The organism is Bacillus sp. RZ2MS9, assembly GCF_001816185.2.
Classification (GTDB): Bacteria; Bacillota; Bacilli; order Bacillales; family Bacillaceae_G; genus Bacillus_A; species Bacillus_A cereus.
On sequence record NZ_CP049978.1, the window covers coordinates 4582981 to 4598284 of the forward strand.

The following is a 15304-nucleotide window of genomic DNA, read 5'->3' on the forward strand; positions in this document are numbered from 1 at the left end:
AATCCAAATTATACCACTATTTCCATTTTTATTCATAGAAAAAGACCATTTCTAAATGACCTTTTACACAATGTACCTATAAAATTTCTTATCTACCTGTAGCACCGGAAAGTTTTTCGGCAACTTGTCTATACTCACACTTTCAAAACCATTCTTTTCATAAAAACGATGTGCCGCTAAAAATTTTACTGTTGTTCCTAAGTAAATATCTTTCAATTTTTTATCCTCAGCCCATGAAATTGCTGTTTGAAGCAACATATGTGATGCGCCCCATTCTTTTCCGCGAAACTCTTTCTTCACGAACATTTTTCTTAACGCTACTTGATGATTCTCAATATCTAATAAAGCTACTGTTCCAACTACTTTACCATCATAAATTGCTATCCAAAAGTTTCCGTAATCCTTTTGATAGAATGTTTCTATTTCAAGTAAATCAGGTTGCTCTTCTTTCGTAATTGAAACATTATACTCTTTTTGCTGAATATGAACGATAAGATCTACTACTTCCTCTTGAAACGTACTTTCATACGGAATAATGCGTATCTTCTCGTTCATCGAATCTCCTTCCACTCTGAAGCTAGTAAACTATATACAGCGATATCATGAAAATGATCATATAGCCATTCTTCATCTCGTAAAATACCATCTAACTTAAATCCTAAACGTTCTGGAATTGCGCGGCTCTTCGCATTTCCAACACCGCACCGAATTTCAATTTTATTCAACTTTAAATTTTCAAATGCATAGTGAAGTACAGCCTTTACGCTACGCGTCATAATACCTTTCCCGCCAGCATCTTCTGCAAGATAATACCCAAGACTCGTCGCTTTCTTCCCCCAGCTCACTGGATGAATACCTACCATCCCAACGAGCTTTCCTTTGTAACGTATGCCACTTTCAAAACCATCTCCCTCTGCAAATTTCTTTAACCACATCGGAAAAATCTCATCATAAGCATCAGCAGATTTCGTCCCATCTACCCAAGGGAGCCATTTTCGTAAATGATTACGGTTTTGATCTAATAATTGATATAATTCCTCTTTATGATGCTTCTCTAATAACTGTAATTCGATTTCATCGTCTACTCGAAGTGTGAACATATTTTTTAGTCCCCTTTTTAGTTTTCTTATTATTCTAACACTTCTAGATGTAAATTGTTAAATATTCACACTTTTTTCGGTTTTATTTGTATAAAATTAGAAGAATACAATACACCCGTAACAACTAATATCATTCCTACAGACTGTGCGAGCGTTATATTTACTCCTTCAATAAAAGAAATAATCATTGTAACAACAGGCACTAAATTAAAAAATAAAGATGTTCTGGCTGCTCCAATTTGAGCAATTCCATTATTCCACCATAAGTAACCGAACACGCTCATTCCAATTGCCATAAAAAGAATCGCTCCCCAAGCTAACAAAGGAATTTCCAAAACTGGTACGATATTTTTTTGAGTTGAAGATATGATCATAAAGGCAATGGCACCAATAGTCATTGTGTATGTCGTCGTTTGTATTGGGCTACTAGTTTTAATAAGCTTTCTGCCTAGCACACCGTATAACGCCCAGCAAATATTCCCTAATAAAATATAAAAATCTCCTTTTGAAAATGATAAGTTTTGTAGTATCGTAAACGAACCTTGTGTCAGTACAAAAACAACGCCAAGTAATGCAAGTAACATCCCAATACCTTGGCGTTTTATAATCTTTTCTCGTAAAATAAAACTTGCTAATAGCGTCGTAACGAGCGGATTCGTCGCCATAATCAGTGCACCATTCATAGCTTCTGTATGTTTCATACCTAAAAAGAAAAAGAAGTTAAAACCGAATACACCAACAATACCTAGCAAAAAGTAATAAGTCTTATTCTCCCTCCATACCTCTACCTCAAAATCTTTTCGTATTTTTAACAAACATAACATCACAAATGCAGCAATTCCAAAGCGCCATGCTGCTATATGAATTGCTTCGAAATACTGTACAGCATATTTCGAAGCATTAAATGTCCCACCAGTGAAAATCGCAAATCCAAGTAACTGAGCGTATACTTTATTTTTCATTGTCAGCCTCCGAATTTCCACCTTCTAGAAAACCGTAATAAATTTCTAGTTTCTCCTCCGTTAGCTGAACAACTTTTTGCAATTGTTCCTGCTGTTTTTTTAATCTCTCTAAGTGAGTTGTTAAAATTGAAATTCTCTTTTTTACTTTCGCCGGTACTTCCTCTTTTCTCTGCCTAATTTCCTCTATAATACATCCATCACTTGCAAACTGAGCCATCTCTTCTAATGACATTCCAGTTTGTTTTAACGAATATAAAAATTTTAAAAGGCGTACATCACCTTCTGTATATTGGCGGATCCCGCTATTTCGCGTTGGTGGTGGTAATAATCCTAATTTCTCATAGTAACGCAAAGTATGAATACCCATCCCAGTTAACTCTGCTACTTCACCGATTTTATACATGTTCTCTCCCCCTTGTTTTTACATCTTCATCTTACAACCTAGAGTTAACTCTAGGTCAATACATAAATAAAAGTTGAACACAACAAAAAAGACGCACAGCTAAGCTATGCGTCTTTTCTATTACTTCTCTGCAACTTGAACTTCTTTTACGTAAGCTGCTTCGAATTTTTGGATGTCACCTGCGCCCATGAAAATTAGAACGCCGTTTTTATGTTTCTTTAATACATCCGTTGTTGTATCTGTAATTAGCTCTGCACCGTCAATACGCTTTTGCAGATCTTCGATTGTTAATTCACCTTTATTTTCGCGCGCTGATCCGAAAATATCACATAAGTATACTTGATCAGCTTTGCTTAGGCTTTCTGCGAACTCATCTAAGAACTTTTCTGTACGTGAGAATGTGTGTGGCTGGAATACAGCGACAATTTCACGCTCTGGATGTTTTTGACGAGCAGCTTCAATCGTTGCATTAATCTCTGTCGGATGGTGTGCGTAGTCATCGATGATTACTTGCTCTCCCATCGGCTTTTCATTAAAGCGACGTTTTACGCCTTCAAAAGTTGTTAATTGATGTTTTACTGCTTCTACATCAACATTTTCATAATGGCAAAGCGCGATTACTGCTAACGCATTTAATACGCTGTGATTGCCGTATCCTGTAATTTTGAACGTATCATAGTACGTGTTACGAACGAATACATCGAATATCGTGCCATCTGTTCTCTTTTGGATGTTGCGTGCTTGGAAATCATTATCTTCTCCAAATCCATAGAAAATAACAGGTACTTTCGCTTGAATTTTTTGAAGTTCTTCATCATCTCCACATGCAATAATGCCTTTTTTCACTTGCAATGCCATCTCTTGGAATGCACTGAATACATCATTGATGTCTGCAAAATAATCTGGATGATCAAAATCAATATTCGTCATAATTGCATAGTCTGGATTATAAGACAAGAAATGACGACGATACTCACAAGCTTCAAATACAAAATACTTACTATTTTCTACCCCATGCCCTGTTCCATCTCCAATAAGGTAAGATGTCGGGTGTGCACCTTGCATTACATGGGCTAACAAACCTGTTGTTGATGTTTTTCCGTGTGCACCAGTTACAGCAACACTTGTGTATTGGCTCATCAGGTCACCTAAGAAATGATGGTAACGATGGACTGGGATGTTTAATTCTTTTGCTGCTACGATTTCTTCATGCGTATCAGGAAATGCATTTCCTGCAATAATCACTTGTCCTTCTTCTACATTATTCTTATCAAAAGGAAGGATCGAGATACTACGCTTTTCCAACGCTGTTTGTGTAAAGAAACGCTTTTCATAATCAGACCCTTGAACAGTATGCTTCATATCATGAAGAATTTGCGCTAATGAACTCATTCCTGTTCCTTTAATTCCTACAAAATGGTAAACTGTCATCTTAAAGAACCTCCAACATTTCGAACTAATACAACGGCCTATCTATAAGACAGTATATGAATCTTTTCTTATTTTGGTAATCATCATACATTTTTGATGTAGTGAAGTTATTTTTTCCCTTCACTTATCAGGATAAACTCGTACGTACTTCTTTATATGTCCATAACAAGTCCATTATAGCAAAAAAGAAGCCGCTATACTATGATAACAGAAAAACTGATAGGGTCAATCACCTATCAGTTTTTCTCTCTTTTACATCTCTTCTCTTTTTTCTAATTGAACACGCTCTAAACGTGGGTTTGGACGATATTTACGACCAGCTTTTGCTTCTGGTTTCCCATTTAATTCTACATTATCACCAGTAAAGCCAATATTCATTTTTAATAAGCTACTTCCTACCCCGTATATGTCAACAGGTACGTTTTGAGCTTCAAATTCACGAATACGCTTCTCATCAAATCCACCAGTTACAACGATGTCTACATGCTGGAATCCTTCTTCATCAAGTGCTTTACGAAGTGCGAATACAAGCGATGGGTTTACACCACGTGGATCGAATGTTCCAAGTACTTCTGGGTGGCGAATGAAGTATTGATCAATCATCGTGCGGGACGTATCTACACGTACACCTTTTAATGTTGATCCAAATTCACGCGCTACGCGAAGTGCATCTGTAATGACATCATTGTTGTAATCAATTAATACAACTAATTCATCTTCTGGGAATTTCTTATGATATGCTTTTGCCGCTTCCACAACATCACCATTAAACATTTGAATTAATGCGTGAGGCATCGTCCCCATACCACTTTTGCCCCACCATTCATTCATCGCATGCGTCGCTTGTGCGCTCATACCTCCGATGTATGCTGCATAACCGTCACCAGCTTGTTGTGTATAATGATCGTCACGATCTCCCATGAAAATAACTGGTTTTTCTTTATCTACGCTACGCGCAGCTTGGACAACGTTATATACGTTTGTCGCAACCGATGTACGACGAGCTAAAATCCCATCAATGACACCTTCTAAAAATCCGAAATTTTCATAAGGACCATGAATTGTTAACACTGTTTCAAATGGACTAATTTTATCGCCATCTTTTAAAGAATTAATCTCAAGTTCCTCAGGATTTTTAGCGAATGTTTGTAGCAATGCAATTACTTCATCCGTTCCGCAAAGAACTGCATTTTCCTTTTGGAAAAATTGCATCGTTACAACACTTTTCGGGCGAAATTCTTCGATGATTTCTCTAGTCTTTAAAAAGTAAACGGCAGAGAACCACCCTTCTCCAACACGTTCGTCAAATTTAAATGTTTTATTTGTTAGTCTATTTATTTCACCTTTTAATTTTAATTCAATTTCTTTCATGTCGCTTTACTCCCTACTTTACTATCCAACATTTTCTCTTAGTATACAGCAAAACCGTTTACTATACATTCGTTTCCTGCATAGCGGCAAATTCATCCTCAGAAATAAGGACATCTCTCGGTTTCGTTCCTCTACCTTCAGAAATAATTCCTTGCGATTCCATCTCTTCAATGAGACGTGCCGCGCGATTATAACCGATGCGGAATTTTCGCTGTACAGAAGATGTGGACGCTCCCCCTTGTTCTACAACAAATTGACATGCATCAAGGAACAATTCGTCTTCCGACTCAGCTTGTTCTGTTTTCGCTAATAAATCCTCTTGCTTAAATAAGTAATTCGGCTTCATTTGCTTTTTCACATGATCAACTGTTTTTTCAATCTCATCATCCGATACATATACACCTTGTACACGAACTGGCTTAGATGTACCGTTCCCTAAGAATAACATATCACCACGGCCAAGTAATTTCTCCGCGCCCCCAATATCAATAATCGTACGCGAATCAACTTGAGATGATACAGTAAACGCTATACGCGTTGGAATGTTTGACTTAATTAAACCTGTAATAACATCTACAGATGGACGCTGCGTCGCTACTAATAAATGAATACCACAAGCACGTGCTTTTTGCGCAATACGACAAATCGCTTCCTCAACATCACCAGGTGCTACCATCATTAAATCGGCTAACTCGTCAATGACAATAACGATATAAGGTAATGTCTCTCCTGGAATTTCTCGCTCACTTACAATCGTATTGTAGCGAGTTAAATCACGAGCACCAGCATGCGCAAACAATTCATAACGGCGTTCCATTTCCTCAACTGCCCATTTTAATGCAGCTGTCGCTGCTTTTACATCCGTAATAACAGGTGCTACAAGATGTGGAACAGAATTGTATGGTGCAAGCTCAACCATCTTCGGATCGATTAACATTAACTTCACTTCATGTGGTTTCGCTTTATATAAAATACTCGTTAAAATCGCGTTAATACACACACTTTTACCTGAACCCGTTGCACCCGCAATAAGTCCGTGCGGCATTTTTCGAATATCCGTTACAATTGGATCCCCTGAAATATCAAGCCCCAGCGCAACAGTAAGCGGTGATTCACTCTTTGTGAATACAGGACTTCTTAAAATTTCACGAAGAAATACTGGCTTACTTTCTTTATTTGGAACCTCGATTCCAATCGCACTCTTCCCTGGAATCGGTGCTTCAATACGAATATCTTTCGCAGCTAAGCTTAACTTAATATCATCACTTAAATTTGTAATTTTATTTACTTTCACACCTGGGTCTGGCTGCACCTCAAAACGAGTGACTGCCGGACCTTGCGATACATTAATAACATGTGCTCCAACGTGAAAATTATTAAACGTTGTATCTAATAATTCTTTCTGCTCCTCTAACCATTCTGTATTATCTAACGCTGATTGCTGTGGAATCGACAACAGCGCTAATGGCGGAACAGTGTATGTCGGTGGTGTGTACAATACATTTCGCATATCGTTCTCTCTTTGATTTACAACATATGCTTTCTCTTGTACTTCCGTACTTGAAATTGGCTTTTGTACTTGCTCTACCACTACTTGCTGTATTGGTTGTTCTTCCACTTGTGGCTCTGCTACTACTTGCTGCACTGGGTGCTCTTCCACTTGTGGTTCTGCTACCTCTTGCTGCACTGGGCGTTCTTCCACTTGTGGCTCTGCTACTACTTGCTGCATTGGGTGCTCTTCCACTTGTGGTTCTGCTACCACCTGCTGCATTGGGTGCTCTTCCACTTGTGGTTCTGCTACTACTTGCTGCACTGGGCGTTCTTCCACTTGTGGTTCTGCTACTACTTGTTGCACTAGGTGCTCTTCCACTTGTGGCTCTGCTACTACTTGCTGCATTGGTTGCTCTTCCACTTGTGGTTTTACTACTACTTGCTGCACTGGGTGCTCTTCCATTTGTGGTTCTGCTGCTACTTGCTGCACTGGGTGCTCTTCCACTTGTGGTTTTGCTACTACTTGCTGCACTGGGCGTTCTTCCACTTGTGGTTCTGCTACCTCTTGTTGCACTGGCTTATTCTCTACTCGTACATTAGCAGAAGGCTGCATTGCATTTGCTCTAGCTGCATGTCTTTCCATTAATCGTGTTCTATCTTGTTTCAACATAACAACATTAAATGGTACATGACGCTTTTTCTCACGTTTTGGTTCTTCTTTTTGTACAACTGGTTGTTCTTCTGCGACTGGCGCTTCTTCTACAACTGATTGCTCTTCTACGACCGGTGCTTCTTCTACAACTTGTTGCTCTTCTGCGACTGGCGCTTCTTCTACAACTGGTTGTTTTTCTGCAATTAAAACATCCGCAAAGCTTTGAACATCTTTCTTCGTTTGTTCATCAGCCTCAGCAACATGTATGAATTCACTCTTTTGTTCAATTGCTTCATCTTCTTGCTGAATGTCCTCAAGTGCTACAAATGTCTCTACTACAGGCGCGTTTATTTCTGCAATCACTTCTACTTCTTCTGACTCTTCTGCTTCCGCAATTACTCCCACTTCTTCTGACTCTTCCGTTTCTGCAATTACTTCCACTTCTTCTGACTCTTCCGTTTCTGCAATTACTTCCACTTCTTCTGACTCTTCTGCTTCCGCAATTACTTCAGCTTCTTCTGACTCTTCTGCTTCCGCAATTACTTCAGCTTCTTCTGACTCTTCTGCTTCTGCAATTACTTCCACTTCTTCTGACTCTTCTGCTTCCGCAATTACTTCAGCTTCTTCTGACTCTTCTGTTTCTGTAATTACTTCTACTTCTTCTGACTCTTCCGTTTCTGCAATTACTTCCACTTCTTCTGACTCTTCTGCTTCCGCAATTACTTCAGCTTCTTCTGACTCTTCTGTTTCCGCAATTACTTCAGCTTCTTCTGACTCTTCTGTTTCTGTAATTACTTCCACTTCTTCAGGTGCCTCTGTTTCCATAACTACTTCTTCAAACTCTTCCGTTTCTGCAATTACTTCTACTTTTGACACTTCTTCTGGTATTTCCACAATGATTGTTTCTTCAAGTTTTTCTTCTGCTTTGACAATCACTGATTCTTCTGGAGCTTGCTTTTCTACTTCAATAGTAGGTTGTTTTATTTCTGTATTACGTTTAATTTCTTCTGATAATATTGTATCCTCGTGCTCTACTTTAGAAGCTACTAATTCTTCTTGTAGATTGTTTTCGTTTAACACCACTACATCTTTTTCTAGCTTAGCACTTTCCATCTGCTCAGCTACTGTTTTATGAAGTAATTCATCCGCTGAAACTTCCTGCGGTGTACTCATTTCTTGAATCACTTCTTTTTCTTCTACTAAAGGCACTTGGCGTTCAATTTCATAACCGTTTTTCTCTAGCCATTGATCAACTACTGACTTTTCTTCCTTTTTATTCTCTTCATATTGTTGCTCTCCTTGCTGGTTAGCAGCTCTATGACTAGAAGAAGTTGGTGCTTGTCCTTCTGAGAAATCAGATAATGTATATCCTTTTTTCTCTAACCATGCATCAACGACTGATTTACCCTCTACAGATATTTCAAGGTCTTCTCTTTCCTTTACTTCCTCCTGCTTTTCTTCCTTTTTCTCTACTGAAGGACGATTATATCCATAAATTGGCGAAATCATTTCTGTTGGCCGAAATGGTCTACGGTTACTCTCTTGCGCTGGTGTAGATGCTTTCTTTACGACAGACTCCCGCACCGGTTCATATTGCACTTCCGGCTCTTCATATGTAGAAACTACCTTTTCCACATACGGTCGTCTGCTTCTTTCCACCTTTATTCCTCTTTGGGCAGTCGGTTCTTCATATGTTACTCCTTGAACAGGTTGTTCTTCGAAGCGATTTACTTCGCTTTCATCCTCTTCATCGAACCCATTATCCGGTACTAAAGGAAAACGGCATTTACCTGCATTCCTACTTGCCATTTGTGCTTCTCTTGCTTCAGTGTAGTGGTTTACACGAGGAATTTTCGGCTGACTTTCAATTTGCTTTGGTACTTCTTTATTCATCGCTGTTTGTTCTTCCTCTTTGTTAAACAGCTTTTTCATCCAATCTAACATGCTTACCACTCTTTCTACTAAATAGTAACATCCTTTATTGTATCAGCATTCGGCAAAAAGTGCAGGTAAAATTAAGCATGTCATATTTATCCATAATATTCTAATTTACGAGTGTTTTCATATAAAAAAACGCAGTCTTTCATGTAAGACTGCGTTTAAGCTTTACTCTTCCGATATTCATCTACACTATCCGTTACACTTTGCAACAAGGAATTTACATACTGCGAGTCAGATAATTTTTTATCTTCTTCAGGATTTGACATAAACCCAAGTTCTAATAGTACACCAGGTACTTTGGACCAATTAAATCCAGAAAGATCATCCCTGAATTTAATTCCATTCACTTTCACTTGTTGATTCTCTCTCATTTTATTTACAATCGTTTGAGAGATTTGAAGACTTTCCGCATAAATCTCTTTCGTATACGGACTTCCTTCTGCCGGCGTCAATACAGCGAATCCACTTTGGTTTGGATTTTCAGAACCATCTGCATGAAGACGTAAAAATAAATTAGCCTTATGATTATTTGCGAATGTCGCCCTTTCTTTATTACTTATATCAACGTCTTGTGATGTTCTCGTCATTAATACTTGTATCCCTTTTGCTTCAAGCTTTTCTTTTAATAAAAAAGCCATTTCTAATACAAGTACAGCCTCTCTCTTTTTCGTCACAACACCTGTTGTACCGTCTGTCACTTTATATTTTTGCGTTGTTGCCCCTGGTCCAATCGGCTCTAAATTTAAATTCGCTTTTTGTTGATGCCCTGGATCAATAACGACGAGAAACTTCTCTTGTTTTTCATTACTCTCTACTTTTTGTTCATTATTTTGCACTGGTTGCTCAGTCGGCTGCACTGGCGTAGTTTCTTCTTTCTTTTCATCAGATGATACTTCCTCTTGCTTATGTTCTACTTGCTCATTCGTTTGAATTGCTTGCGATTCTTCGTTCTTTTCTTGTTGCTTTTCTACCGGTGCGTCTTCTTTGGTATCTTTGTTTTTCTCTTGTATAGAAGATGTAGTTTCTTTTTTCGGCTGCCCTTGTGAACAACCGGCCATATATATTCCAATGAATGCAATCATGCTCATTATTTTTATATACTTCATACTTCTCTCCCATCACTTTGCACCGGATTCAAAGTTTTTCTTATAATTGCCCTATAATCTCATCTATATTTCCAATATAAACTGGTTGCCATTTTTCTGTACCACGTTCTGCAGTATAAAGCGGATAAGCGGCATCATCTATATTTACGAAAACTGGATCGCCCATATCCGTTTCATATCCAATTGTAATCCATTCTTCTTTCCATTTTCCGTGTTCTTCACTTATTAATGAATTTTTATGTTTATCGTATCGGTAACCGATTTGTCCTTTTTCTCATTCACTTTCACTAAACAAATATATTTCATAAGTACCTAGCTCAACATCTTGCTGTTTTGAAGTTTCAATTCGTTTTAGAAGTTCTGCGATTTTTGGTTGCTGTTTCATACTTCTATCCCCTTCTACTTTTCTAAATTTTAACTAGATTGTTTATAAAATACAATATAGATTTTAAGAAAAAAAGTGACATCCTTATCATATTAACGATTTTTTAAATATATCTATCACAACTCTCAATATATCAACGATTTAACACGAAATTTCGATTTACCGACAAAGAATGACAAAAAAAGAGAGGCTGTCCAAAAGGACAACCTCTCTTTTCTTATATCAATTAAAATTTAAACTCTTGTCCAACTTCAAAGCTATCTTCTAATACAAGAATACCTTTTTCTTGTGGAGCATCTGGAAGCTCTAATTCACGTGCAGAGCAGATCATTCCAGAAGAAGGAACACCGCGAAGCTCAGCTGGCTTGATTAACATACCGCTTGGCATTACAGCGCCGATTTTTGCAACGACAACTTTTTGTCCTGCATCAACGTTTGGTGCACCACATACGATTTGTAATGTTTCTGTACCGATTTCTACTTTACAAATGTTTAACTTATCAGCATTTGGATGTTTTTCTTTTTCAGCTACATAGCCTACAACAAATTTCGGAGAAAGATCTGCTTCTACTGTTTCTTCAAAGCCATTCTTCGCTAAAATTTCGTTGATTTTCTCTACAAGCTCTTTCGTTAATGTAAGGTTGCCTGTTTCTTTTACTTCTAAGTAAGAAGATGCATTAAAGATGTTGAATCCTGCTGTCTCGTTGCTTTCACGATCGTATACGCGTGCAACATCTCCTTTGCGATCAAAAGTACGGTTCTCTAAAGTAATATCTTGTAAGGCAACAATTAAAGTGTCACCAATTCCTTCAAGGTTGTAAAAAACGTTCACTTCGTTCATCCTTTCTCTTTTCCATCTGTCTTCTTCCGATTTTTCGCTAAAATAAAGATTGGTTCAAATTCTCCATCTTCATATACGAATGAAAGTGATGTAATCGGAACATGCCCTTCGGCAAAAAATTTCATTGTCATTTGTGCAATAATATCATAACCGATTTCGTTGACGATATCAGCAATAATTAATACATCTTGGTGAGGAACAGCAACAACCATGTCACCAGAAATCTTTTCACGCATCGATTGTAGTAACGATTCGTTTAAAATACGAGTCGCGTCATACCCATCATTTGTGTTTAAAAAGTAGAATGTATTACCCGCTACTGTGTCTTGTTTAAATTCATAACCTAATGAGCGTGCGTTGAATAATGCCATTTCACGCACTTGCTGTTCTGTAAGTTCTAATTTTTGTAATAGACGCTCGTCAATTAGTCGATACGTTTTATTCGAATCTAACGCATAGTAAATACGTGTTTCCGCCGTATGATCCGTCATAATAAACGGATTTCCTTCTTCTGCTTGTTTCGGGAAAGAAGTAGAGCGAATAACAGGTAAAATTTTCGCTCCGCTATTTTCTTCTTTATGCATCGCAATTAGCGCTTCTTGTACGTAATAAGCAACTTCTTCAATTGCCTTTTCTTTGTTCACTTCCCATTTTGCCACAACTCCTGGAAGCGATACGTTAATACCTTTTTTGGATTCTTTTTGTTCAATACGTAAAACTTCTTTCTCACTATCATACTGAAAGTCCCATTCTGGGCGAGATAATTTCTTTATTAACTCATCTTTCATCTTTTTACTTGTCATCTTCATCTCTTTTTCCTCCCTTCCAAAAAAATAACCTCCCCCGCGAAGGTAGAGGTTGTTTTACAATTCAATTGGCAAATTGCCTTATTTTAAACCTTCAATGAACTCTTCGATTTGTTCTTGTGTTTTACGATCTTTGTTTACATAGCGACCAGTTTCTTCACCTTTATTGTACGCTACAAAGCTCGGAATGCCAAATACGTCTAATTTTACGCATAGATCAATAAACTCATCGCGATCTACATAGTAAAATGAGAAATCACTATATTTCTCTTCTACTTCTGGCATAAATGGGTCTACAAAGCGGCAGTCTGGGCACCATTCTGCTGAGAACATAAAGACTACATTCTCTTCATTTTTTAACTGTTGGAATTGCTCCATGCTTTCTAATGACTTCATCTATATTTCCTCCTCTAACGGGTACATTTTTCATGTTATAATCTTTCTTTTATACTACCATACATCGCGCACGGTGCAAGGTTTATGCTTGCTTTTTGTCATACTTATATTGCCCAACTAACAACTTAACAACGTGTACAAATAATTCCGTACGGTCGACATAATCATCTGTAAAAATACCGATCGCACCTTCGTGACTACGAATATCTTTTCGCTGCACAAACTCTTCCATCACTTCGCTTAATTCCTTACCATCTTCAAGAGGTGCTAAAAAATCGTCTGGTAACGTAATACGCGCTCCTCCGGCCACAAATACTTTCCCATCACTTGTTGCTAGCGCGCCCCAGTTACACATAAATAAACCGTGCTCCGTTTTCATTACGCCGCCTTCTAGCCCAATCCCAATTGGAGCTTCTCCGTCCTCTAGCGCTCGCTTCGCTCTATTGATCGCTCCTTGCATCGTCTCTTCATCTGAGAAAGGCTGAGCTGATACTCCTGACGGAACAGAAAGAGATGTAATTTCAGCATCTTTCCAAACCTTCTCCACAGCCCCAACCTTCGTTTTATTCTTCGATCCAACTACTACTTTCATTTCGTTCACCTCTATAAAAATTCATCATTCTATTCTAATATCCGCTTCGGCACAAATTAAGTACCAACCACTACCACACACCATCAGGGAATTCCTTCTCCCCATAAAAGAAGGTCGCTTTCTACAATATTACTGGTCCTAAACACAAAAACAGGCTTCTTCTTTCTTCCTACCCGCGGTCTTCACACATCATTCGAGCACCCATTAGGCACTAACCGCCACAACTCATCGCTGGGTCATCTCTCCTACCTAAAAAAAGAAAGAGCTTTTAGCCCTTTCTTCTACGCGTTATTCTTAATTGTCTCTAACGTCGTTTTATCTGTTGTTCTTACAAGCTTCGTAATTAATTCTTTCGCCGCTGCATAATCATCAACATGTAAAATTGAAGCATGTGTATGAATATAGCGTGCACAAACACCAATTACTGCTGATGGGATACCAGAGTTACTTGTATGTACACGGCCCGCATCTGTACCACCTTGTGAAATAAAGTATTGGTACGGAATGTTGCTTGTTTCTGCTGTATCTAAAATGAATTCGCGCATCCCTCTATGTGTTACCATCGTGCGATCATAAATACGAAGAAGAGCACCTTTTCCTAATTGACCGAACTGCGTTTTGTCACCAGATGCATCGTTTGCTGGACTTGCATCAAGCGCATAAAAAATGTCTGGTTGAATCATATTTGCAGCTGTTTGCGCTCCGCGGAGACCTACTTCTTCTTGTACAGTAGCACCAGAGTATAATGTGTTTGGTAATGTTTCATCTTTTAATTCTTTTAACAATTCGATTGCAAGGCCACATCCGTAACGGTTGTCCCAAGCTTTCGCCATAATTTTCTTTTCGTTTGCCATCGGCGTGAATGGGCAAATCGGCACGATTTGTTGTCCTGGTTTTACACCAATTTCAATCGCATCTTCATAACTATCTGCACCTATATCAATTAACATATTTTTTATATCCATCGGTTTTGCACGTTGCGCGTCACTTAATAAATGAGGAGGAATAGAACCAACAACCCCAATAACAGGACCATTCTTCGTCATAACTTGTACACGCTGTGCTAATAGAACTTGACTCCACCATCCGCCTAACGTTTGAAAACGAAGCATTCCGTTTTTCGTAATTTGCGTAATCATGAAACCTACTTCATCCATATGACCTGCTACAAGAACACGCGGGCCAATTTCGTCCCCTTTTTTCAGACCAAATACGCTCCCTAAACCGTCTTGTACAATTTCATCCGCATATTTGCTTAATTCTTGTTTCATAAAACGGCGTACATCATGTTCAAAACCTGATGCACCTTGTAATTCTGTTAACGTACGAAATAATTGTAATGTCTCTTTATTCACGAAGTCCCCTTCTTTCAAACCTTAGTAGAATACCCCTTTTATTGTAACGAAATTTTCGAAATGTTTCTAGTTTCTTCTTTTTTAGCTGTATTTGCTTTATAATTATTATCGGTACACTATTTTTATTTTATAGAATTGAGGTGAATATATGAGCTGGAAAGGTTTAGTAGCAGGTCTTGGCGTTGGGTTCGCAGCTGGTTATCTCGTTGCAAACAAAGTACAAGAACAATCCCATATTTCTTCAGAAAAAGCATTGAAAATGGTGAAACAAGCATTAAGTCATAAAGGTGAAATTACTGGCTCTTGGGTACATATGGTTCCAGAGACATTTGAAAAATATGATGTCGCATATGAAGTTTATCGCGGCGGTCTTACAACAATGTTAAATGATATACAAGAACGATTTGAATTTTTAGTTGATGCTAAAACAGGTACTGTTTTAGAGGTTATAGCAGCATAAAAAGGAGGGTTC

At 38.2% G+C, this 15304-nt stretch carries 14 protein-coding genes and 1 pseudogene; 1 reads left to right on the forward strand and 14 read right to left on the reverse strand.

The features are described from left to right. Positions 1-63: 63 nt before the first annotated feature. The 14 genes and pseudogenes from BHV55_RS23385 to BHV55_RS23450 form a co-directional block, all read right to left on the reverse strand. Positions 64-555: a GNAT family N-acetyltransferase gene (locus tag BHV55_RS23385; protein ID WP_070757006.1), complete on the reverse strand. Its 492-nt coding sequence runs from the start codon at positions 553-555 to the stop codon at positions 64-66. Then, complete coding sequence (locus BHV55_RS23390; protein ID WP_000494681.1) at positions 552-1100, reverse strand: GNAT family N-acetyltransferase; 549 nt, start codon at positions 1098-1100, stop codon at positions 552-554. Before BHV55_RS23390 ends, BHV55_RS23385 begins: the two co-directional genes overlap by 4 nt. 65 nt (positions 1101-1165) lie before the next feature. After that, positions 1166-2062, reverse strand: coding sequence for a DMT family transporter (locus BHV55_RS23395; RefSeq protein WP_070757007.1), 897 nt, complete (start codon positions 2060-2062; stop codon positions 1166-1168). Next, complete coding sequence (locus BHV55_RS23400) at positions 2052-2465, reverse strand: MerR family transcriptional regulator (protein ID WP_000276603.1); 414 nt, start codon at positions 2463-2465, stop codon at positions 2052-2054. The genes BHV55_RS23395 and BHV55_RS23400 overlap by 11 nt, the downstream gene beginning before the upstream one ends. Positions 2466-2585: 120 nt before the next feature. Continuing rightward, entirely contained in the window at positions 2586-3896 is a 1311-nt protein-coding gene (murC, locus tag BHV55_RS23405; protein ID WP_000219468.1) for a UDP-N-acetylmuramate--L-alanine ligase, read from the reverse strand. 252 nt (positions 3897-4148) lie between these two features. After that, positions 4149-5267 carry a nicotinate phosphoribosyltransferase gene (locus tag BHV55_RS23410; RefSeq protein ID WP_000658370.1) on the reverse strand — a complete coding sequence of 373 codons (1119 nt, stop codon included), beginning with the start codon at positions 5265-5267 and terminating at the stop codon, positions 4149-4151. A gap of 61 nt (positions 5268-5328) precedes the next feature. Further along, the gene (locus BHV55_RS23415) at positions 5329-9354 is read right to left on the reverse strand and encodes a DNA translocase FtsK (protein ID WP_070757008.1); all 4026 of its coding nucleotides are present in this window, start codon (positions 9352-9354) and stop codon (positions 5329-5331) included. 155 nt (positions 9355-9509) lie between these two features. Beyond that, a complete protein-coding gene (locus tag BHV55_RS23420) occupies positions 9510-10457 on the reverse strand; it encodes an N-acetylmuramoyl-L-alanine amidase (RefSeq protein WP_000874054.1) in 948 nt (315 codons plus the stop codon). Positions 10458-10497: 40 nt separating this feature from the next. Further along, positions 10498-10842: pseudogene (locus BHV55_RS23425) on the reverse strand (thiamine transporter). A gap of 226 nt (positions 10843-11068) precedes the next feature. Further along, positions 11069-11683 (reverse strand): YtpR family tRNA-binding protein, encoded by a 615-nt coding sequence (ytpR, locus tag BHV55_RS23430; protein WP_001006761.1) that lies wholly within the window; start codon positions 11681-11683, stop codon positions 11069-11071. Further along, positions 11680-12492, reverse strand: coding sequence for a DUF1444 domain-containing protein (locus BHV55_RS23435; protein ID WP_000784589.1), 813 nt, complete (start codon positions 12490-12492; stop codon positions 11680-11682). Before BHV55_RS23435 ends, ytpR begins: the two co-directional genes overlap by 4 nt. A gap of 78 nt (positions 12493-12570) precedes the next feature. Beyond that, positions 12571-12885: a thioredoxin family protein gene (locus BHV55_RS23440; protein WP_000838193.1), complete on the reverse strand. Its 315-nt coding sequence runs from the start codon at positions 12883-12885 to the stop codon at positions 12571-12573. An 82-nt stretch (positions 12886-12967) separates the two neighbouring features. Next, complete coding sequence (locus tag BHV55_RS23445; RefSeq protein WP_000869937.1) at positions 12968-13477, reverse strand: DUF84 family protein; 510 nt, start codon at positions 13475-13477, stop codon at positions 12968-12970. A 281-nt stretch (positions 13478-13758) separates the two neighbouring features. Then, on the reverse strand, positions 13759-14832 hold the full coding sequence (locus BHV55_RS23450; RefSeq protein ID WP_070757044.1) for a M42 family metallopeptidase: 1074 nt from the start codon (positions 14830-14832) through the stop codon (positions 13759-13761). Positions 14833-14980: 148 nt separating this feature from the next. On the opposite strand from BHV55_RS23450, the gene BHV55_RS23455 reads away from it, so the two are divergent. Continuing rightward, positions 14981-15292 (forward strand): PepSY domain-containing protein, encoded by a 312-nt coding sequence (locus BHV55_RS23455; RefSeq protein ID WP_000118543.1) that lies wholly within the window; start codon positions 14981-14983, stop codon positions 15290-15292. The last annotated feature ends 12 nt before the right edge of the window (positions 15293-15304 follow it).